Annotated in this window: 18 protein-coding genes, 1 tRNA gene and 1 pseudogene; 10 read left to right on the top strand and 10 right to left on the bottom strand. The window is 42.6% G+C overall.

Going from position 1 to position 20,698, the window contains the following annotated elements; translation table 11 throughout:
- Window positions 1-110: 110 nt before the first annotated feature.
- Window positions 111-184 (top strand) — tRNA-Ile (locus ODOSP_RS15690).
- 317 nt (window positions 185-501) lie between these two features.
- On the opposite strand, the gene ODOSP_RS15680 is transcribed toward ODOSP_RS15690, so the two are convergent.
- Window positions 502-1,194 carry a hypothetical protein gene (locus ODOSP_RS15680; protein ID WP_013613274.1) on the bottom strand — a complete coding sequence of 231 codons (693 nt, stop codon included), beginning with the start codon at window positions 1,192-1,194 and terminating at the stop codon, window positions 502-504.
- A 251-nt stretch (window positions 1,195-1,445) separates the two neighbouring features.
- Between ODOSP_RS15680 and ODOSP_RS15675 the strand changes: the two genes are divergently transcribed.
- Window positions 1,446-1,640: a hypothetical protein gene (locus tag ODOSP_RS15675; RefSeq protein WP_095074721.1), complete on the top strand. Its 195-nt coding sequence runs from the start codon at window positions 1,446-1,448 to the stop codon at window positions 1,638-1,640.
- Between the two features lie 346 nt (window positions 1,641-1,986).
- Window positions 1,987-2,154 (top strand): hypothetical protein, encoded by a 168-nt coding sequence (locus tag ODOSP_RS19985; protein ID WP_157741860.1) that lies wholly within the window; start codon window positions 1,987-1,989, stop codon window positions 2,152-2,154.
- 274 nt (window positions 2,155-2,428) lie between these two features.
- On the opposite strand, the gene ODOSP_RS15660 is transcribed toward ODOSP_RS19985, so the two are convergent.
- The 4 genes from ODOSP_RS15660 to ODOSP_RS15645 all read right to left on the bottom strand — a co-directional run bounded on the left by ODOSP_RS15660 (window position 2,429) and on the right by ODOSP_RS15645 (window position 8,241).
- Window positions 2,429-5,611: an AAA family ATPase gene (locus tag ODOSP_RS15660; RefSeq protein WP_157741859.1), complete on the bottom strand. Its 3,183-nt coding sequence runs from the start codon at window positions 5,609-5,611 to the stop codon at window positions 2,429-2,431.
- 157 nt (window positions 5,612-5,768) lie between these two features.
- Window positions 5,769-6,758, bottom strand: a complete 990-nt coding sequence (locus ODOSP_RS15655; protein WP_013613272.1) for a hypothetical protein — start codon at window positions 6,756-6,758, stop codon at window positions 5,769-5,771.
- A gap of 177 nt (window positions 6,759-6,935) precedes the next feature.
- On the bottom strand, window positions 6,936-7,241 hold the full coding sequence (locus tag ODOSP_RS15650) for a hypothetical protein (RefSeq protein WP_013613270.1): 306 nt from the start codon (window positions 7,239-7,241) through the stop codon (window positions 6,936-6,938).
- Between the two features lie 193 nt (window positions 7,242-7,434).
- The gene (locus ODOSP_RS15645) at window positions 7,435-8,241 is read right to left on the bottom strand and encodes a KilA-N domain-containing protein (RefSeq protein WP_013613269.1); all 807 of its coding nucleotides are present in this window, start codon (window positions 8,239-8,241) and stop codon (window positions 7,435-7,437) included.
- Between the two features lie 330 nt (window positions 8,242-8,571).
- Between ODOSP_RS15645 and ODOSP_RS15640 the strand changes: the two genes are divergently transcribed.
- From ODOSP_RS15640 to ODOSP_RS19500, 4 genes and pseudogenes are all read left to right on the top strand, one after another.
- Window positions 8,572-8,889 carry a hypothetical protein gene (locus ODOSP_RS15640; RefSeq protein ID WP_013613268.1) on the top strand — a complete coding sequence of 106 codons (318 nt, stop codon included), beginning with the start codon at window positions 8,572-8,574 and terminating at the stop codon, window positions 8,887-8,889.
- A gap of 147 nt (window positions 8,890-9,036) precedes the next feature.
- Window positions 9,037-9,225: a hypothetical protein gene (locus tag ODOSP_RS15635; protein WP_013613267.1), complete on the top strand. Its 189-nt coding sequence runs from the start codon at window positions 9,037-9,039 to the stop codon at window positions 9,223-9,225.
- Between the two features lie 11 nt (window positions 9,226-9,236).
- Window positions 9,237-9,332: a hypothetical protein gene (locus ODOSP_RS19315; protein ID WP_087381604.1), complete on the top strand. Its 96-nt coding sequence runs from the start codon at window positions 9,237-9,239 to the stop codon at window positions 9,330-9,332.
- A 182-nt stretch (window positions 9,333-9,514) separates the two neighbouring features.
- Window positions 9,515-10,403, top strand: a pseudogene (locus tag ODOSP_RS19500) (linear amide C-N hydrolase); the annotation flags it as partial.
- A gap of 356 nt (window positions 10,404-10,759) precedes the next feature.
- Here the strand turns inward: ODOSP_RS19500 and ODOSP_RS15625 are convergent.
- From ODOSP_RS15625 to ODOSP_RS20295, 4 genes are all read right to left on the bottom strand, one after another.
- Entirely contained in the window at window positions 10,760-11,620 is an 861-nt protein-coding gene (locus ODOSP_RS15625) for an AraC family transcriptional regulator (RefSeq protein WP_013613265.1), read from the bottom strand.
- 460 nt (window positions 11,621-12,080) lie between these two features.
- Window positions 12,081-12,320, bottom strand: a complete 240-nt coding sequence (locus ODOSP_RS19980; protein WP_049782939.1) for a DUF6463 family protein — start codon at window positions 12,318-12,320, stop codon at window positions 12,081-12,083.
- A gap of 188 nt (window positions 12,321-12,508) precedes the next feature.
- The gene (locus tag ODOSP_RS15615; RefSeq protein WP_013613263.1) at window positions 12,509-13,423 is read right to left on the bottom strand and encodes a tetratricopeptide repeat protein; all 915 of its coding nucleotides are present in this window, start codon (window positions 13,421-13,423) and stop codon (window positions 12,509-12,511) included.
- Window positions 13,424-13,710: 287 nt separating this feature from the next.
- Window positions 13,711-14,892: a T9SS C-terminal target domain-containing protein gene (locus ODOSP_RS20295; protein WP_013613262.1), complete on the bottom strand. Its 1,182-nt coding sequence runs from the start codon at window positions 14,890-14,892 to the stop codon at window positions 13,711-13,713.
- A 123-nt stretch (window positions 14,893-15,015) separates the two neighbouring features.
- Between ODOSP_RS20295 and ODOSP_RS15605 the strand changes: the two genes are divergently transcribed.
- From ODOSP_RS15605 to folK, 3 genes are all read left to right on the top strand, one after another.
- Window positions 15,016-17,286, top strand: a complete 2,271-nt coding sequence (locus tag ODOSP_RS15605; RefSeq protein WP_013613261.1) for an ATP-dependent helicase — start codon at window positions 15,016-15,018, stop codon at window positions 17,284-17,286.
- Window positions 17,287-17,486: 200 nt separating this feature from the next.
- Window positions 17,487-18,152: a DUF4290 domain-containing protein gene (locus tag ODOSP_RS15600; protein WP_013613260.1), complete on the top strand. Its 666-nt coding sequence runs from the start codon at window positions 17,487-17,489 to the stop codon at window positions 18,150-18,152.
- Window positions 18,153-18,155: 3 nt separating this feature from the next.
- Window positions 18,156-18,644, top strand: a complete 489-nt coding sequence (gene folK / locus ODOSP_RS15595; RefSeq protein WP_013613259.1) for a 2-amino-4-hydroxy-6-hydroxymethyldihydropteridine diphosphokinase — start codon at window positions 18,156-18,158, stop codon at window positions 18,642-18,644.
- Window positions 18,645-19,342: 698 nt separating this feature from the next.
- On the opposite strand, the gene murA is transcribed toward folK, so the two are convergent.
- The gene (gene murA / locus ODOSP_RS15585; protein WP_013613258.1) at window positions 19,343-20,650 is read right to left on the bottom strand and encodes a UDP-N-acetylglucosamine 1-carboxyvinyltransferase; all 1,308 of its coding nucleotides are present in this window, start codon (window positions 20,648-20,650) and stop codon (window positions 19,343-19,345) included.
- Window positions 20,651-20,698 lie beyond the last annotated feature (48 nt).

Below are 20,698 nucleotides of genomic sequence, written 5' to 3'. Positions count from 1 at the left end.
ATCCAACGAAAATAACATTTTTTTCCTACATCTTTTGTATAAAACAGAAATTTATCCCTATATTTGCACCCGTCAAAAGATTCGCGGTTTTTTGGTGCATGAAAAATGCAGGTCCCATAGCTCAGTTGGTTAGAGCACCTGACTCATAATCAGGGAGTCCTTGGTTCAAGCCCAAGTGGGACCACAAAAATAAAATCCAATCATCTAAAAATCAGATGGTTGGATTTTTGATTATACATATTTGTGAAACATTCGTGAAACATGAAACGAAAATAAGCGGCTCTAACCAGCCGCTTATACACACAATAAAGGTAAATGATCAGTTTTCGGAGGGCCGTTTTGTGGATTTTTTGCCCTCCTCTTCCTCCAATTTTTTTTTTACGCTTCTGGATGTGGGAGATTCCCAGTGTCAGGATCGTGAGAATGATGTCCCATAATGTCGATCTCCAATTGGTTGACATAGTTGCCTCCTTTCTTTTTGTGCGGAGCTATTTCCGCGGGTTATGAGCCGGCCGATTCTTCGGCAATGTTTGTGACAGTGGTCTGACGGGCAGATGCGTAACCGCTCAGGGTGTTGATGGCATAGATTTGTACCTGTACTTTGTCACCGACGGCAGGAGTTCCGAATTGGGCGGTGTACTTTTCGGTGATGACAGCCTCGGAGGCTCCGCCGGCAACCGTTCCTACCTGCCGAAGTCCGTTAATGTTGGTGCTTTGACCGACAGACAACGGAGTGATCCGCACTACCAGCACGTCGTTTTCTTCAACGTTTCCCTCCAAAGTGATTTTCAATTCTGAATCTGAAAGATTTACGGTTTTGAAGTCGGGAAGTAAGCCGGTCATGTTATCCACCGGGTTGGTTAATGGCGTGGTGATTCCGATCAGTTCCAGATTCATGTTACAACGGACGTAAAGGTTGAAGCCGCTGATTTTGCCGGATATGCCATAGTAGGAGCTGGAAGCGGAAACGACTTTTGCCTTTTCGGCCCAGAGAGCACGTTGTGCATCGGTTAAGTCCTGCCAGTTCTTTGCAAAGCGGGTGAAGTTCTGACGGACTACCCGCTGGTAGTCTGTATCGGTGTAGGTCGGGGTAACTTTATTACGTACCACCAAATGACCGGCGGAATGGGCGGCGGTGATGTTGCCGGTTGAGCCAGTGAAGTCTTCAAATAATTCGTTTGTTTTTGCTTTCATGGGTGTGGATTTTATAGGGTTATTAAATGGATATTCACAATATAGATTTATTTGCAGTACCTTATAATCTGTGCGTATGGCTTTAACATGAGTGAAGGGATAATGTGCAGGATTGGTTTTGGGTGAGCGATGCCGGTGGTATGCCGGAGATATGCCAGAGGAAAGTAATCCATTTTTCTTATTATACTTTTAGCGCCGTGAGATGACGGTGGAAAAAGAACGGAGGCGGCTGTCGGCGCAATTGCAGGACGGTGGAAAAGGCGGTGCGTGAGGGTGTGATTGGCCGGATTCGTGTGGTGGGGATAGTCGTGAGGGGGGATCAGACGGAAGTGAGCGAAGCGGGACAATTGGACGGTCCGGTCCCACGTGGAGGTACGACACGTGGCCCGGTCCGGCAAATTGTGGAAGCGTTGGGGGTTGATCCCCTGCCACGACTATGGTGGTAGATGGATTGGAATGGTGCGGCGCGAAAGGATGGCACGCTGGAATGGGAGGTTGGAAAGCAGCCGGAACGGACCTTTCCAACCTCCCATTCTTGTGTATGCGATGGACGGGGCGCAGCGTGAGCGCGGGATTGGGTGAATGGGGATTTGGTGTGATTGTTTTCGGTTGTGGGGAGGTTGTGGGAACAAGCACACGAAATGAAGCGGAAGAGAGAACGGGCTGCGCGGATTAAGCCCGCGAGAAGAAGATGGCAAAAGAGATCAGGAAGATGTCGGGCGCATGGTAAAGGGAATGGCAAAGGCGGTGCGGTGGGGTGTGATGGGCTTCGGTGCGCCGTCCTCCAAAGACATGGGCGCACCAGCCGAATGGCTTAGCGGGGGCGCGGGGTATGCCGGCATAAAGAGGTGGAGAAAAGAGAACAAGTTTTTGTCCCGGCATTGCAGGACGTTGGCAGAAGCGAAGAGGGTGCGGCGTGGAGGTTCGCGGGGTATCAGGGCCGGGGATGGGACGGTGTGACGGATGGGGATGGCTGGAATGGCGGAGCGCGGTATCAGGGACTTGTGGGTTTGGCAAGGGTTGGGGTGGAGCTTTCTGGAAACATAATCTCAAATTATAGGACTTTCAAGTGTGAGCGGAGCGAACGAACCTATAATTTCGATTATGTTAGAAGAAAGCGGATAGGATAACTATTGACAAGAAGTGGCAAAGGGAATAAGAATGGAACGGACATTCTTCTATCCGCCAAACAAATCATCTATTTTTCAGATATCTAATCGTAATACAGTTTCATTCACCTTGCTATTCTCTCCAGTGAGGATATTTTCAAAAATTTCATAAAACTGTCATATAGTTTTTTGTACTCTACTGTAATGTCATATTCATCCATAAATTTTGGCAGGTTCCCCACAAAATAGAATAAACAAGCAAATTCATCAATTGTTTTTATCCGACCTATCAAGGCATTCCGCAAAATAAGTAATACATTTTCTTTTACCTGGTCTTTTGGGTAAATTTTGAAGATATTTATATCGGAGAAAACAGAGTAATAACCATCTGTATAGCCAGCAATATCTGTTATGTTTAGTTTGTTCTCCTTTATGAAATCAATACTATCAGCATCTAAAATACCTTGATTAAATCTCTCTTCACTACTTCTGATATTTTTATTATTTTCTGTAGAATCATTCAAAGATAAAGAGCATTTTAATGCCTGAAGTTCTTTAAGGTAAGGGTTGTGTTTTTCAATCGTAATCCGGTATTTGAAAAATTTTAAGAGATTAACTAATTCTTGTTTTCTATCCGAGAGAAAGAGATTTTTTATTTCATCAAATTTCACTTCTTTGGAATAACTATTCCAATAGAACAGTTGTTGATTCAGGGCATATTCAAAGAGTTCATCCGGAAAGCAGTTTATATGCTCCGCAGGTAAATCGAACCAAGTAATGTGCAGTTGGGCCGGATGATATTTTTTCAATACAATAGAAATTATATCGGGTTGGTGAAGTTCAAGATATTCACGAAGCAGATGCCTTATTCCTTTTTCTGACATGCTTTGAGTGAATACGATAATATCAAGGGCTTTTTCTATCGTTATAAATCCTTTGTCTTCATATATTTTTAAAGCTTCGGGAAGGTTTATTACCGTCATGTCTTTGCGTTGCTGATACATGGCAAAGAAGCTGGTGATATTTGCCAAATCAATTTTCTTGTTTTGATGTAAGGAAAGACGAATATAGTTGAGAACTTTAGGCCATACATTGAATGAACCTTCAGGAGTATATTTCAAAATAAGCTCCCGGAGGGTATGTGTAAGATATTCATTGGGTAATGTATCAGTACCTAAGGATAAAATTATATCCTTTGCTTTTGCTAAATAGTAAGGAGATAAATCGGCATTGACGCTTTTAAAAGGAGACAGCGCTTTTTCTAAATTTTTAATACCCTGATTTTCGTTTTTATGGATATAGAGGCAGACTGCCTGATAAAAATCTTTCAATTCATTAATTTCTGTATTATGGATATATATATTGGCTAACAGATGCGGGATGTATTCAAGAGTATCAATATTTATCCATTCTTTACTTAAAAAGCCTTTTAACCGTTTTTTCTCTACTGGTTTCAAATGCCTGTTAAAATAATTATCTTCTGCCCATACTTCATATTCTAACTTTTGGTAGAAATTATTTGTGTCGTAATGTTGTTCTGTTGTAATATTATAGAGTAATATGGGATCCTTGGTTTTATAATAGTAGTACATCCCAAAAAGATATTCAGAGCTTGTTATATCATCGTCGCTATATCCATTAAATAGTAAACATTGTACGTATGTATATAAAAATTCATTCATTGTTGAAATCTGATCCCTCATTAAGATATTTGTGATCAATGCCAGGTCGTAATATGTATAAATGCTAAAAGCATCAGCCTCCAGCTCCGGAAGCCAATGTCTAAGCTGATTATAAAATAATCGGATTGCTTCAAAATCAATACAATCTTTATAAATTCTGTAAAAACAATCTATGTCGGCATATTTCCGGAGTATTTCTACTTTCATGGGTTTATCCAAATCAAACGATGCAATACGGGATATGAACCGTTTTTCCTCGTTTATTATTGACTGGAATACAATTTGTTTTATTTTGGCAAGCCGTTTGGTGTTACATGTTCCTTTAGTGAGCAAGTATGTGTTTAGACTATCATGAAATAAAGAAATTCTATTTAGCTTAATTTCAAAAAGATAAGGATAATCTTTAATAAATTCTTTTGCAATATCGGCAAGATCTTCCTCCAAAAAAATAGAAATTTCTGATTCCGTTGTATACGAATGAGAGGTAATAAATAATGTCAGGGCTGTTTTAGTATTTACAGTAGATATGATTTTTTCATAATAATCATTTGTACTCTCCAATTTACCTAATGATTGTATTTGGCCGCTATGTTTATACTGTTCGGCAACAAACCGAACCAGAATCGGATAACCATTGGTAATGTCAAAAATATCTTTACAGACAGGATGGTCGGTTATATGATAGAGTTCATCCAACACTAATCTGGTTTCTTCAAAATTCCAATTTACTAATTGTTGTTTCTTCCAATGAATGTCTCTCTTTAAGGGACGCGACAAGACAATAACTTTCGTGGTTTCTTTTAATGTATCAATAAAGGAAACGAAATATTCCAATTCCTCCGGTCTATAGTTTTCCACATGATCAAGACCATCAATTATTACTGTTTTCTTTATACCAGATATATATTGAATGATTTCATCTTTTGTCCGACGACGTAAATCCCCAAAGAGTTCCTTGGAGATATTTGCTATAAAGTTTTTGAAAAGTAAACGCAAATCATAGTCTTTATCCTGATTTGAAACCCAAAAACGATATACCAAAGGTTGGTTGTATTCTTTTGTCAGACAAGTAACCAAATGGCTTTTTCCAATTCCCGGTTTACCCTCTATGAAGAGGATATTCTCAAATTCCAGCAATTTTCTTCCAATGTCTATCGTTTTTTCTAATAACTGGATGTTGTATATATCTATTGCGGGTAATTCTTCCTTTGTTATAATTAAATGTCGTTTATCTAATTTTTGATTGAAGAAATGGGTAATTACAGCCTCTCTTTTTTCATTGTATTTATAAAGATCTTCGATTATTTGTAAGGCTTTGTTCCGGGACAGCGAGATAATATAAAGGTTATCTTTTTTATAGGCGGGCAAACCTAAAAATGTGTCGTTATAGCTTTTGCAATCAATGTTTTTGAAAAAAAGCACATTAATTTTATCGGATAATTTATGCGGTTTGTTTTTGATTATTATTCGGTTTTCTTCCAAAGTGAGGTCTTCGAATTTTATACTATCAATATCTTTCATCTGGCAATAAACGGATTCGCCTAAAAATGATATACGGGCATCGTCAAAATTATTATTGACAATAGCTTCTATCTCTAATTTGTCGATCTGACGTTCAACATCCATTTTTACCAGTAGTAAAAATGTGATACATTGCTGGTAGGTATATCCCAGAAAAGCATTCCTTGACGGTCTCATTTTATTTGATCTTTTAAACGCATTATTTACAATGGAACCTATTTTATCTATAAAATAAATAATTTACACAGCCCCGTACAGTTATTTACTTTTGGAGTAAAGGATTTAAAAGCATCTTCAAGTTTTCAAATGTGTTACAATTTTCTTCTTTAAAACAAACAGGGGAATCTCCCCACCAGCCTTCAATATTCCGTTTGTAATACCCTTCAACACTTCGCCGCGGAAATTCAGCAAGCAGGGAGTCAAAGAAAGATTTATGTGTTTCTAAATGACCATGAGATTTGTCAAAAAAGTAACTCCAGGTATCATACAATTGGTTGTGTTCTTTTATATCAATTATTTCTATTTGATCCAAGTAACGAACATCCGAACCATATCCCTGATGAAGAAGGTTCAGGGCCTCTCTATCGGTTTCGGGTGCACTATAACCAAATATTGTCAATATGAGGGATTGTTGCAGATAGTATTTTACCGCCTGCCACTGATCACGAATAAAAATATCAGAAGTGTAATCTTTTTGTTTTACCGGATAAAGTAAAGGAATTTTTTGAAATGAATGGCCGCAAACCGGACAATGCGCTTTTATGTGCCCGAACCGGTTGTCTTGCCTACAAATTCCGGCATGTACGCATCCATGTAAGAATAAAAGTTCCGGTAAGTCATCCGTTATCTTTACTACCCGGTTATAGGCCTGTAATAAAAGGGGATCCCAATTAAAAGTTGCAATAGCGTCTTTTTTACGCAAAGAGATAATGAGGAGGTCATATATGGTAGGCTGATCCGGTAAACAAAGTAAATCAAAGTGATTAAAGATTCTCTCTTCTAAAGCCAAACGTATGTTTTGGCAATCATTACGTTCATAAAGTTCTGAATATATATTTTCTAAGTTTTTGCTGTTTGTTTTTAATTGGATATTTTTAAACAGATCATTTAGTTGAAGCTCACTTATGAAGTTATCCATTACTGAAGATTTCCGGCCATATTTATCTCCAGCGGGAATAGTGGCTATTGTTGCCCCTGCGCCCAGTATTACCAAATGAGGTCTTTGTTTTAAATGTTCGATATTAAAGGACATTGTTACAATTATGGTTCTAAAATGAATGCTGAAAAACTTATATCCGATCAATGATAAATTGATCCGGTTTATACGTTGTAAGATACAGGCCTTCTACTTGGGTAATAAATTCTTTAATTTTCATTGGCAGGATAAATTCAGAAAATTATAAACTGATGACGGTTGACTTTTCAAAATTTAGTAATTCCTTATCTCGCATCGTTTTTCCAATTCTGCTTTGAGCATTTGTTCGCAATAATCATACCAAGCATCCACCTGCTGTTTTTCCTTCTCTTTTTGTTCGTCAGATAACCTTAGCTCTTTTTCAATATTTTGTTTGTCACGAGCTTTCATAAATTCAAATGCTTTCCGGATTTCCTCTTCCGAAATACTACCATTTTGATTTACCGCACAATTACAAAGGAAATTGAGTAATTTACTGATATTTAGACTATCGTTTATCATTTGATACGAATAAGTAGTCAATTCTGCATAATTAATCATAGCTGAATTTTATTGTGTTTTTATTTGTTGTTTCTATTCAATTATTTTATTTAATGGCTTTTCAGTTAGTTCAAAGTTTCTTTCGCATTCATAAAACTGAATTAATGTAAAGATATTGTTTTTTTTGATAAGAAGAAATTTATGGCGAATTCGCCATAATTAAAATCCAAACAGATGGGGACGGAGGGGTGTGTCACTTTAACAGTTTGCGGTCATTAGCGTCTCCGGTTTCCAATATGCTCATTTGATGGATAGCAATTTGGTTTAGTTTTATGAGCCGTTCACTTTGCGGTATTCCTTGTTCGATAAAAACTGCGTTCAGGTTCTCCATGTTCGACAAGCAAATCAATTCGTTAATCGTGGCGTAATCCCGGATATTTCCTTTGAGTTCCGGATTAGCCTCGCGCCATTGCTTTGCCGTCATGCTGAACATTGCCACGTTCAGCACATCGGCTTCGCTGGCATAAATGATATTTGCCTGAGCTGGCGTCACCTTTGCCGGAATAAGGTTTTGCCGAATGGCATCCGTGTGGATGCGGTAGTTGATTTTTGATAGTTCCCGCTTTGCCGACCAGCCCAGCAATTTTTGCTCTTCCGTTTTCAGCCGCTGATATTCTTTGATTAAAAGTAATTGAAATTTTGGACTAAGCCACATGCCGAAATGGTAGGCAATATCCCTGTGGGCATATGTACCACCGTATCGCCCGGCCTTTGAACGAATGCCCTGCGCATTGGTTTGTTCAATCCATGTTTTCACCGATAGTACAAAATTGTTGCTTCCGGCGGCGTTTTTAATTGTACCGAATTCGGTACAATTAAAAACGGGATTATAAAGCATTTCCCATTCACCAAGGTATTCGATTGTACTCTTCAGACTAAGCCAACGGAAAATAATATGTTCCTGCATTTGGCTTCGGGCCATGTCTGTAAGACTGATATAATCTTCCTCATTGTATTTTACGATTGAAATATCGGTGTCTTGTACGGTGATTTTTGTCATGCAGCAGATGAATTGACGTTTATTGTACAAAAATAAACTAAAATCCTGATAAAGACACAGAGGAATGGGGCATTTGTGTTACAGAAATTTTTGTCTTTAAGTGTTTGGTAAGATGAAATAAAGTTGTATATTTGGGGTGCATGTCATTAATCAGAGAAGCAGTGAACCTGCTTCAATTTCAGTAGCGGGATTTTTTATGTCCGCTAACTTGATACACGGTTCCGTACCCCCGTGGGGAGCATTAATGTGCCCCCGGCTTCTCTGAGGTGACATGCAACGGGAAAGGCGGAACCGTCTTTTTTTCCGCCCTCACTCCAAATATCAAAAGTTATGAGTACCGTTGATTTGACACCGGAGAAAAACAATGGGCCGCAACGACTGACGAAAAGTCAGAAGCGATTGGCAAGGCTGTTTAAAATAACCGGGAAACATGCTTTGGCGAGCAAAAAAAATTATTCAAATTACAGGGATGTGCTGGATTTTATGCAAGATGATACGGGAATGATGGAAACGCTGTTGGGGACGCTGGAATGTTCGTGGACGGACTGGCGGAAATTCAAAGGGCTTGTCATTATTATATCATTCATGGCGGGTGCAGCCAGGAGGAGAAAGAACGGGTTGGCTGGGCTATCGGAAAATGGACGGTAATGGCGGCAAAAATCGGATCGTTTTGGCCATTTGATTTCGGAAAAGCTGTACTATTATGAGCAGATAAGCAGCGAGCTGGAGGAAATTATGATGATAAAGGCTAAAAACGCAGTGGCTTAGTTATTCACCCCCTAAAAACAGAAAGTTATGGCAAAGATTGATATAAGGGAAAACAGGGCAGAAATGCCGGAAAGGAGAAATGTATTGAGGAAGGTGATCAGCCCGGCAGTGGCCGAGGTGGCCGTGGAGATCAGGACGGAGACACCGGAGGTACATGACCTAAAGGTCAAAGTTTACTTGAGGAAGGAAGAAAGGAAGTTCCTTTTTTACAGTTGAAAGGGAAATGGATGAGGGAAGCCGGGATTGTGGAGGATTCGTATGTGAGCGTGACGGTGATGGAAGGGGTGCTGCTGATCCGGAGGGTACGGAGCAAGGTGGGATGATAAACGGATGATGTTGGAACGAACAGGTATGAATGTTATCAAACGGAAGGCTGTCCGAAAGAGCGGCCTTCGTTGTGTGAACCTTTTATGAACCCTTTGTTTTTAGTGTACAATTGTACCTTTTCCTGTGGTTCCTTTTTTCTCCAGCCATTTTTCCAATTGCCATAAAGTACGGGGCGCCGGTGTTTATCCCCAGAGGCAGACAAATTAAAACTTATACGCCGACAGGACTCAACGGAGCTACCTTCCAAACGAAATACGGTGTGGCCGGACTGACCAGGCCATCATACAAAAAAGGATTCATAGCCGAAGGACTCAATGAAGCAGGGCTTTCTGCGGGCCTTTTCTATTTCCCCCGGAACGGAACCTACTCCGCCTACGACCTGACAGAAAACAACCGCACTGTCAACAATCTGCAACTGGTAAGCTGTGCTTGCACTATTTTCTTCTGTCGACGAAGTTAAAACAGCCCTTCCTTCCATCCGGATTATCGGTCTGGACAAGCCCGGTTCCACTTCCACCGTCCACTGGCACATAAGCGACTCCAGCGACAGACAGGCAGTACTGGAAATTGTAGACGGCATCCCCCATTTTTACGATAACCCCGTAGGAATATTGACCAATTCCCCCGGATTCGGATGGCAGCTCACCAACCGAAACAATTACATAAACCTTTTTTCGGGAGGAGTAGCCCCCACGCCCTAGGCAACCTCACGCTGACTGCTTTTGGGGCAGGATCGGGATTTTTAGGTCTGCCCGGAGACGTCACTCCGCCTTCCCGTTTTGTCCGGATCGTTTTTTACAAAGCAACAGCCTACAGGCTTTGAAACCGTCCTCCAATGCTTCCACATCCTCAATAATTCCGATATTCCCATCGGCATAGAACATCCCGTTGGTAAATCCCCCGACATTCCAAGTGCCACCCGGTGGACCTCGGCCATCGACCTCACAAACCGCAAAATATATTACAAAACAACCTACAACTCAACCATCCGCTGCATCGACCTGAAAAATATCGATTTCAACACAGTCCGATACCAATCGTTTCCCCTGGATAAAACCCGGCAATAGCCCATTGAATACCTGCAATAGAATAGCCTCAAGCCTCCCGCCAATCCCCGGTCACACCCACCCGGCTTATAATCCCGGTACGTGTACCTGGGATATTGCCTGGTGTTATACAGAAAAATCATGCAGTTTGACGCAAGAAAGCAAGGCAACCCAATAGCCTTGACAAACATCACCGACGAAAGGAAAAAATTGGATCTTTGCCAAAATCGAAACCGACAGTTTGCAGTGGCAGGATATTATGGTAAACGACAACGGTGAATGGCAGGTTAATTTTGACTTATATACCCGGCGCATAAGTTAAGAAGAGAATACCTGCCATAATGTTATACCCCTTCCCCGGACGTGTTCCTGCAAATTTATTCTATCGGAATATAAATCTCCGTTTTCAGCTTTTCCGGAGCCGTGCAGCGGGGATCACTCACATATTTTTCAAAACAGTAGTTGCCCCGGGTCTCGAAACCTCCTTCTGCCAGTAACTCCCCGTAAATTTTATCATAGGCCGCCCCTATTTTACAGTACTCACCAATATACGTAAACGCGACGAAACGTCCGCCGCCGATGGTTTTTACGCCGATATCCCCGTTGGGTCCGGCAGGTTTGCAAATGCGGATACATACATCGCATTTCAGGTTTTCTTCGGCCGTGATTTCGGGATTATCGTGGTATAAAGCCAAATGTTCAATACCTGCCGAGAAAAGTCCCTGCCGCTTGATCTCCTCCCACATCCGCATATACATCGCACTGTAATCCACCTTTTTATAATCTCCCGTGGCACTGATGTACAGAACCGTCTTAGGTTCCTGTTCCACGACTTTGGCACGGCTGAGCTTCACTTCAGCCTTCGGTTCCCGTGTTGTCATCATCTGATAATTTTTGGTTAAACGATACATTTTAGGAGAGATACCGAAAAGTTTACAGAAAGATTTGGTCAGCGAGGACGGGGTGTCGTACCCCACCCGGTAGGCAATATCCGCGACGGGAAGATCAGTATAACGCAACAGCTTCGCCGCCGTTTCCACCCTTGTGCGTATAATGAACGCTCCGATCGGTTCTTTCAGATAAGCGCGCATAATGCGGTGAAAATGAAACGGCGAGAATGCCGACAAGACGGCAAGACGACGCATATCAATCTCCTTGTCGAGGTGCTCCCGGATATACATACACACCCGGTCCACCCGCTGCCTGTAATCTTCTTCTGTTGTCAATTTCTTTTTCATCTCTGCGGACAAAATTATACCAAACCGAGCACAATCACTTTTCCAAAATTGCTAATCTCCGGATAGCCCGCAGTGATGTGTATTTCGGGCAATCCGGAGGGAACCCTATCACAAACGGACGCTTACCCGGTACTCTCCCCCCTGCGATTCCCTGTATTCCTCCGGCACAGGAATACCGGAATGTCCGCACAGCAAGCACACATCGTGGACGTCATTTTTGTCCCGCTTATATCCGCAATGAAAAAGTACCTGTTATACCCGGGGCATACCCTGTTCTACTCCGGCGCTAACTCCGTCACGTCCGCTAAACAAATAAAAGCGGTTCCCGTCTCTGTCAACACTTGCACGATTCCCTCTTCTATTTTTCTCATGGCACCAACTTAGTGCTTCCTCCCCCCTTTAAGTTAATTCCATTCCGCATGCCAAAAAGGAAATAGCCCGCAAGACACGTCCTCGGGGGCTAATAGCCTTTTACCCCCATCGAAGTACCCCCGATCATAATCAATGCCTGCGGAATCAACAGCCAGAAACTCGACAAAGGCAATAGAATATACCCTACAACCGACACCAACAACAAGCTATACCCCAGGAACAAGGGCACAGGCTTCTGCTCCTTACGGATATAATACTGCAATGTACCCCCAAAAAAGGAGCAGTATCCCGCCCATAAAAAAAACAAAAGCGTATGCCCTTTCCGCATCATTCCCGATGGAAGCGGCAAATCCGTCCATGATGATGTCCCCCCCCGTCGCCATCAGAATACCTTATCATTAATTGCAGACTCATACCTTTGTTGAATATTAAAAAGTTTTTTCCAACTTTCCACTAAATCATCATCTTTGGGACCATTGGGTTTATATCACTAACTCCTAATCCCCTTTTTTAATATCATTTGTTAGTGCCGGTTCGTTTAAAAGTTAAATGTAACCTATATTCAGGATAATAAACACATCGATGTTTAACCAGAGTACAAGCATGCCCAATCGGTACAAGATTATCAAAATTAACCACAAGATAGGGATATTGTTCTTTACACAACCAATGACCTATTTCTCGTCTGGATTGCCCCTGCAAATCATAAAAACTTTCCAAAGCACAAAACGGACATACTTCAATACTTTTATTTTCAGCAATAAATTTATCAATAAAATCTTCCAACCCGGTCGAAAAATGATCATTAAATTTTGGGGAACGCAATGCATTTTCCCATAAATAAACAAACAGATTCTTCAAAGGCTGCTGGAAGGCTGCCGGGAACTTCTTCAAGCAGACAGCTTTCAGACCGGAATTGTTCTCGCATAAATCAGCCACCCTGTTGGTATCCCGAATGGCAGCCATCACCTCTTGCTGCTGTTTCCCGGTCAGTTTTTTATAAGCCTGAAACAAAACTGTATTCGCCATCATCAGATTGACAGCCTTCACGACAGTCTCTCCATCTTCCGGGTCCAAACAGACAGCACGTAAATAATGATCTACGGCATTCATACTCCAGCCTATCCGGTTGTAACAATCTCCGATCCGTTTTAATAAAATGACATTTGTCGTGTCTGTCTGATATAAACGATCATAGATTCCGATCGCCCGAACAGTTTTACCTATCTGCTGATACAAACGGGCCAGCTGATAATTGACAAAAAAATCCAGAGAATCTTCTCCGGCCAATTGTTCATAGATATCGACCGCTTTCATCGTCCGCCCCGCCAAGGCTGCTACCCGCGCTAAAGCAAGCCGGGTATCCCAATCGGAAGAATCCCGCTCCAACCACTCCGAATAACAGCGGAAAGTTGCCTTATAACGCAACATCCCTTCATTGGCTTTACCTTCAAAAAAAGCAAATCGGAAGATTCACCTTCTATCCGGTATAAAGAATCGACACCTCTTAAAACCTCATCGTAATGATTCCGGTCCAACTCTCTTTCTAAAATTTGCCGACCGATGTCCTGAGCATAATTTCCTATAATACAAAACAGGATTCCAAGAACGAAATATATCTTTATTTCAATAGTTTTGATATTCCATCACAAATAAAGAAAGATTTCAACGATAAAACAAACGTTTCAACTAAAAACTTAGTTGCAAAAATATTTCCCTTAACGGACTAACAACAAAGCTCCTTTTTTAACATATTTCGGAGGATTCACCTTCTCTCTTCCTTTGGCAGTAATCACATAAAAATAAGTTCCCGGGCTTGCATATTTACCCCCGATACGTCCGTCCCAGCCTTCCGAAGGGTCGTTCCATTCGTAGATTTTACGTCCCCAACGGTTCAGAATCACCCCTTGGAAAGATTCCAGGGACAAGGCTTTCACCTTAAAAATATCATTCTTACCGTCTCCATTGGGTGTAAAGACATTCGGGACATCCAGCAAAGATTCGACGACATTTACATATTGTATATCCGAAGTATCCCGGCAAAAATTTCCTTTTCCATGGATGGCTACGAGCATTACCTTATACCGTCCGGAATGCTCGTAAGTATAAACAAAATCTTCCGGCGTCCGGATCTGATTTCCAATCAGGCTATCCTCGGGCGATAAGACCATTCCGACCAAATCGGTCGTATCTTTATACAAATACCATTCATAAGAAGAAGCATTTTTAGAACCGGAAGCATCGAATTCTACTTCTAAAGGCGCCTGTCCCATTTCATCGCCGACTTCCCCGACCACATCCACCGTATTTCCCAGAGTCAGTTCAGGGACAGCCTCCGGGATCATCGATTCGTAAGTCACTTCGTTACTTTCCCATACGAATCCGAAACGATCCTTGATCCTAATGCGGCAAGACACATCTTCGGCACAGCCGGCGACAGCCTGACTTAGATCTTCATACCGATAGTCATTCATAGAAGACAATTGCCGTTCTTTGCCATCCCAATCGACCCAGTAATCCACATTCTCTCCACCGGGAAAACCGGCAAAATCGGGAATATAAAGATAATCGATATGAATCGTAATATATTCACAATCCAGTACATCGGTCAAGGTAATTTTAAAATCCATAAAATCATAAAACACATAAAACCGTTCCTGAACCGTATTCACCCCGTCCTTTCGGGCAGTAAAAGTATAGAGTCCGTTTCCCAGCAAAGGGACGGTCAAGCGGGTAGAATCCTCATACGGAGCAACGGCCTGAGGGGAACCCTCGTAAGTCCAGCCGAATTCCCAACGATCTCCTCCCGGCACAAAACTCACCTGCCCTTCCGGAACCGCTCCGCCCTGGGTCTGACGGATAACATACAGAAAAGTTTTACAATACTTACATCTCCACACACTTTGACGATTATCCTTGCAATATTACTAAAAATCCCCGGTATTTTGTGAGGCTGGAGATTAATTTTTAATTTTGCTACGGGAAATAATCAATCATTATCGTCGATCAAAAATTTATTCAGGGTGAATTTTATCAATGAATTAAACAGCAGTCAGCAGGAGGCGGTCATCAACACAGAAGGTCCTTCATTGGTCATTGCAGGTGCCGGTTCAGGCAAAACACGTGTATTGACCTACCGGATAGCCCAATTGCTCAGTCAGGGAGTGCCGGCCTATAAAATTCTGGCCCTGACCTTTACCAATAAAGCTGCCCGTGAAATGCAAAAACGAATTGCAGAGTTAGTGGGCCAGGAAATCGCTGCCAACCTGTGGATGGGAACTTTCCACTCGATTTTTTCAAAAATCCTGCGATTCGAAGCCGAGAAATTAGGCTATACATCGAGCTATACCATCTACGATACCCAGGATTCTAAAAATATGATCAAGGCCATCGTCAAAGACATGAAACTGGACGATAAGATTTACAAACCGAGCACAATCCTCGGACGGATTTCGATGGCGAAAAACAACCTGATCGTCGCTCAGAGTTATGCCCAATCTTCCCGCATTTTATCCGAAGATACAGCCGGCAAACGCCCGTTATTGGGAGAAATCTACAAACAATACCAGCAGCGTTGCAAACAATCGGATACCATGGATTTCGACGATCTTTTGCTGCAAACCAATATCCTGTTCCGTGATTTCCCGGACATTCTGGCCAAATATCAACAGAAATTCAATTATATCCTGGTCGACGAATATCAGGATACCAATTACGCCCAATACCTGATCGTAAAAAAACTTTCGGACCGGCATCATAACATCTGTGTAGTCGGGGATGATGCACAAAGTATTTATTCTTTCCGGGGAGCCCGGATCGAGAACATCCTTAATTTTAAAAACGATTATCCGGAATACAAGCTATACAAACTGGAGCAAAATTACCGGTCGACGACCACGATCGTAGATGCAGCGAATTGTGTGATCAGTAAGAACAAAGAACAAATTCCCAAAAAGACCTTTTCTCAAAACGAAGAAGGTGAAAAGATCAAGGTATTGCGGGCCTTATCCGATAAGGAAGAAGGTTTCCAGGTCACGAATGAAATCTTCCGGCTAGCCAATTACGAGCAGCAGGAATACAGCGATTTTGCTATTCTCTACCGTACGAATGCCCAGTCGCGTATCTTAGAAGAAGCCCTCCGTAAACGGAATATTCCTTATAAAATTTACGGCGGCCAATCTTTCTACCAACGGAAAGAAATCAAGGATTTGCTGGCTTATTTCCGGTTGACCGTGAATCAGAACGATGAAGAAGCTTTCAAACGGATCATCAACTATCCCCGTCGGGGAATCGGAGATTCGACCGTAGACAAAATCCGGGAAATCGCCGGGAAATATCATGTCAGCCTGTGGACCGTACTCTGTAACCTCGATAAGGTGGCCGGCGCTTTCAACAGCGGTACCCTTTCCAAATTACAGAAATTCGGTAGTCTGATCGAACGTTTCCGGGAACAGATAGCGAATGAAAATGCGTATGACGCAGCTGTTATCATCGCCCGTTCTTCCGGTATCATCGACGACCTTTCCAATGACGAAACACCGGAGGGCGTATCCCGGAAAGAAAATATCCAGGAGCTCCTGAACGGTATCAAAGATTTCAGTGAAACCGCCTATAAAGAGGGGAAAGACGATAAATTACCGGCCTTCCTCGAAGGAGTAGCGTTGTTGACAGATCAGGACGGAGATAAAGAAGGGGATCAAAACAAAGTGACCCTCATGACCATCCATGCATCGAAAGGACTGGAATTCAGCAATGTATTTATCACCGGTCTGGAAGAAGAACTTTTCCCGGCCCAGCAATGTGTGACCACTCCTGCCGCCCTGGAAGAAGAACGGCGGCTTTTCTATGTCGCTCTCACCCGGGCAGAAAAACGGGCTTTCATGTCGTTCGCCACTTCCCGTTACAAAAACGGCCAAGTGGTATCCTCGCGGCCTTCCCGTTTTATCGGTGAGATCGATCAGGAATTCCTCGAAGGATATATCGCGATGCGGGAAGAACCCTCAGGTTTCAAATTAAAAACTACGACAGCTATGTCCGGTTTACATAAGCCGGCGATCACTTTGAATAAACCCGCAACAATAGATATTCCGGCCATCGACCGATCGAAACTCAAACCGATCGACTCCAATCAGGTCGTTCCCGGTATGATCATTTTCCATCCTACCTTCGGAGCCGGAAAAGTGGTCAACCTGGAAGGTTTAGGCGTACAAAAAAAGGCAAAAGTGGTCTTCCGTGAAGGGGGAAGCCGGACTCTTTTGTTAAAATTTGCAAAATTATACATTCAAGCAGACTAAAAACTTCCGTCAGAACACTAAAAAGCGTATATTTGCCTCATAATCTGAAAGAGATACCTTGAAATCGCTATTTTACAGAATAACGATTTTCGGATTGCCTTCAACCCGGAGAAATCCGGTTAAAGTCTGCAAATAAATAAATATTTTCTTTATATCTGGTAAAAACAACGTACTGCGATTAAGAAACACATAGTATTTTTATGGAATATAATACCCAAAAGAAAAAATTATTACTTCCTGAATATGGACGTAACATACAAAAAATGGTAGATTACCTATTGACCATTGAAGACCGGGAAGAAAGAACCAGAGCCGCAAAGACAGTAATCGACGTGATGGGAAATCTTTATCCTCACTTACGGGACGTTCCCGATTTCCGGCATAAACTTTGGGATCATCTGGCCATCATGTCTGAATTTAAATTGGATATAGATACTCCCTATCCTCTCCCTTCTCTCTCCAAACTACAGGAGAAACCGGAAAGACTGCCTTACAGTTCGAATCACATCAAATACAAGCACTACGGCAAATTAGTTGAAAAACTCATAGACAAAATCAAAGAGCTGGAAGATCCGGAACAAAAAAGAGCACTGATCGTTCTGACCGCCAACCACATGAAGAAATCATTCCTCACCTGGAATAAAGATAGCGTCGAAGACGAACAAATCTATAACGACATCAACACCTTATGCGGCTGTACCGTTATCTTACCGGAGGGTATGACTCTTTCCAATCCGAAAGATCTGTTACAGAAAAAGAGCAAGCCCAGTTCCAATAAGCCGATGAACAAAAACTACCAGAAGAATAACAATAACAACAATAATAAAGGCAACAATAACCGGCAATATTACAAAAAGAACGGGTAAAAGATGCAGGTAGTCACCATACTGGGAAGCAATTCCGGCAATAAACGCCAGCTTATAACAGAAGCCATTCGAATATTGTCATCGACAGAGCAATGGGTAATGGCTTCGTCGTTTTACGAAACAGCCCCCTGGGGCTTCGAATGTGATGAAAACTTTCTCAACCAGGTCGTTGTTTTTCAAACCCGGTTATCGGCCTTCGATTTTTTACAACGTTGTCTCGAAACAGAAAAACGCTTAGGACGGATCAGACTTGCCGGCGGACCCCGCTATTCTTCCCGTCCGATCGATATCGACCTGTTATTTTATGATTCTGTCATTCTGAATACGCCGGATTTAATACTTCCTCATCCCCGTATGCAGGAACGCAATTTTGTACTGACTCCTCTGGCAGAAATCTTACCGGATTTTGTCCATCCGGTATTTCAGAAAACAATCGCCACCTTACTGCAAGAATGTCCGGATAAGCTACAGGCCCGAAAACTTCCGGACTAATCTTGCTTCGAAGCTTCAGCAAGCAAGAAAATAAACTGGATGAATAAAACTTTTTTAGTTACAGCGATTACATAAGTTACCATGGTTTCAACGGTTAGACTTGACTTTTAAAACTTTTGTAACCGTTGAAACCTATTTAACTACTTTAAAAGTAGGTTTATTTTTTTCTATCTATTCCGATTTCGGGTTTTATACCGTCAGACCGGTTCGCCTGGACCGGTCCGGTAAGGTTTTCCTTCACTGACCGGCGGAACTCGCTTCGCTCAGACACCACCGGTCGGGCGTTCGGAAAACCTAACCGGATCCTCGTTCCCGCTCCAATGGTCTTCCGGCATAAAACCCTGCATCTCACGGCAGAGCTAACCGGCAAAGAAAATACAGCCAGAAATTTGCAGTAGCAGGAAGCCGGACCGTCCGGATTATTTCCAGTGAGAATAAGCTTTCTTAAATCAAGACTAATCTGCAATTCAGTGATAACGTTAGTCGGAGGTGATCGGGATTGGTGACCATTGGAGCTCTGGCGAGTGTCGTCTTACTTTTTCTGAACGCCCGACCGGTGGTGTCTGACGAGCTTGCGAGGAGTTCCGCCGGTCAGTGATAGAAAAAGCCAGACGACCGACAGAAGCGACCGGGTCGACAATTCCGATCACCGAAGACGAATAAGTAACGACAGAATAATTCTACCTTTAAACCAAGTATCATCCGATCCTTCGGATCTCTGCACCGATCGCATTCAATTTTTCATCGATATGCTCATACCCCCGGTCGATCTGGTCGATATTATGAATTGTACTGACTCCCTGAGCCGATAGAGCGGCGATCAACAGAGCAATACCGGCCCGAATATCGGGAGAGGTCATTTTGGTAGCCCTTAACTGTGATTCGTGATTCTGTCCGATGACTGTCGCCCGGTGGGGATCGCAAAGGATAATCTTAGCTCCCATATCGATCAGCTTATCTACAAAGAACAAGCGACTCTCGAACATTTTCTGATGAATCAACACACTTCCTTTAGCCTGGGTAGCGACCACCAGGAACACACTCAGTAAGTCGGGTGTCAAACCGGGCCAGGGCGCATCCGCAACCGTTAGAATCGAGCCATCGATAAAATCCTCGATCATATAATGCTCCTGACGCGGAATATACAGATCGTCTCCGCGTTCCTCGATCCGGATACCGAGACGGCGGAAAGAATCGGGAATGATTCCCAATTGGCGTATATTCACATTCCGGATGGTAATCTCCGAACGGGTCATCGCAGCCAATCCGATATAACTTCCCACTTCGATCATATCGGGCAGACAACGATGATGACAACCTTTCAGCTCCTTTACTCCCTCTATGGTCAGAAGATTCGAAGCAATCCCCGAAATCCGGGCGCCCATCGCATTCAGCATCAGACATAATTGCTGGATATATGGCTCACAAGCCGCATTATAGATCGTAGTCATTCCCTCTGCCAATACCGCAGCCATAATAATATTAGCCGTACCTGTCACCGAAGCTTCGTCGAGCAACATATAACATCCCCGTAATTTCTCAGCCGAAGCCCGGAAGCAACCTTCCGAACTATTATAATCGAAAGTAGCCCCTAATTTCTCAAAACCCAGGAAATGAGTATCCAACCGCCTCCGGCCGATTTTATCTCCACCGGGCTTAGGGATCAATCCACACCCGTAGACTGCCAATAGTGGCCCGAGAATCATGATAGACCCCCTCAGACTGACCGCTTTATTATAAAAATCTTCCGTTTCGAAATAATCAAAGTTGATATCCGAAGCCTTGAAGACAAATTCTCCATGTGCAGGGTGTCCGACCTGTACGCCCATCCCCTGCAATAATTCGATCAGCTTCAAAACATCCAGAATCTCAGGGACATTGGATAGGGTTACCTCTTCTTTGGTCAGTAAACAGGCACAGATCACTTGTAATGCCTCATTTTTAGCTCCCTGAGGACATAATTCCCCTTTCAGTCTTCTTCCTCCGGTAATTGCAAATTTACTCATATCGCTTATTTAAAAGAACGGCAAACGACTGCCGAAAAACAAACTATC

Origin of the sequence: Odoribacter splanchnicus DSM 20712, assembly GCF_000190535.1 — a bacterium.
GTDB lineage: Bacteria > Bacteroidota > Bacteroidia > Bacteroidales > Marinifilaceae > Odoribacter > Odoribacter splanchnicus.
The sequence above is the reverse complement of the archived record's forward strand: the minus strand, read 5'-3'. Positions and strand labels throughout refer to the sequence as shown.

Bases quoted from the DNA above. Each gene is read 5' to 3' on its own strand.
- ODOSP_RS15680 (WP_013613274.1), bottom strand. From the start codon at position 1,194: ATGAAAGCAAAAACAAACGAATTATTTGAAGACTTCACTGGCTCAACC.
- ODOSP_RS19985 (WP_157741860.1), top strand. From the start codon at position 1,987: ATGGGCGCACCAGCCGAATGGCTTAGCGGGGGCGCGGGGTATGCCGGC.
- ODOSP_RS15660 (WP_157741859.1), bottom strand. From the start codon at position 5,611: ATGGATGTTGAACGTCAGATCGACAAATTAGAGATAGAAGCTATTGTC.
- ODOSP_RS15655 (WP_013613272.1), bottom strand. From the start codon at position 6,758: ATGTCCTTTAATATCGAACATTTAAAACAAAGACCTCATTTGGTAATA.
- ODOSP_RS15650 (WP_013613270.1), bottom strand. From the start codon at position 7,241: ATGATTAATTATGCAGAATTGACTACTTATTCGTATCAAATGATAAAC.
- ODOSP_RS15645 (WP_013613269.1), bottom strand. From the start codon at position 8,241: ATGACAAAAATCACCGTACAAGACACCGATATTTCAATCGTAAAATAC.
- ODOSP_RS15640 (WP_013613268.1), top strand. From the start codon at position 8,572: ATGAGTACCGTTGATTTGACACCGGAGAAAAACAATGGGCCGCAACGA.
- ODOSP_RS15635 (WP_013613267.1), top strand. From the start codon at position 9,037: ATGGCAAAGATTGATATAAGGGAAAACAGGGCAGAAATGCCGGAAAGG.
- ODOSP_RS19315 (WP_087381604.1), top strand. From the start codon at position 9,237: ATGAGGGAAGCCGGGATTGTGGAGGATTCGTATGTGAGCGTGACGGTG.
- ODOSP_RS15625 (WP_013613265.1), bottom strand. From the start codon at position 11,620: ATGAAAAAGAAATTGACAACAGAAGAAGATTACAGGCAGCGGGTGGAC.
- ODOSP_RS19980 (WP_049782939.1), bottom strand. From the start codon at position 12,320: ATGCGGAAAGGGCATACGCTTTTGTTTTTTTTATGGGCGGGATACTGC.
- ODOSP_RS15615 (WP_013613263.1), bottom strand. From the start codon at position 13,423: ATGTTGCGTTATAAGGCAACTTTCCGCTGTTATTCGGAGTGGTTGGAG.
- ODOSP_RS15600 (WP_013613260.1), top strand. From the start codon at position 17,487: ATGGAATATAATACCCAAAAGAAAAAATTATTACTTCCTGAATATGGA.
- folK (WP_013613259.1), top strand. From the start codon at position 18,156: ATGCAGGTAGTCACCATACTGGGAAGCAATTCCGGCAATAAACGCCAG.
- murA (WP_013613258.1), bottom strand. From the start codon at position 20,650: ATGAGTAAATTTGCAATTACCGGAGGAAGAAGACTGAAAGGGGAATTA.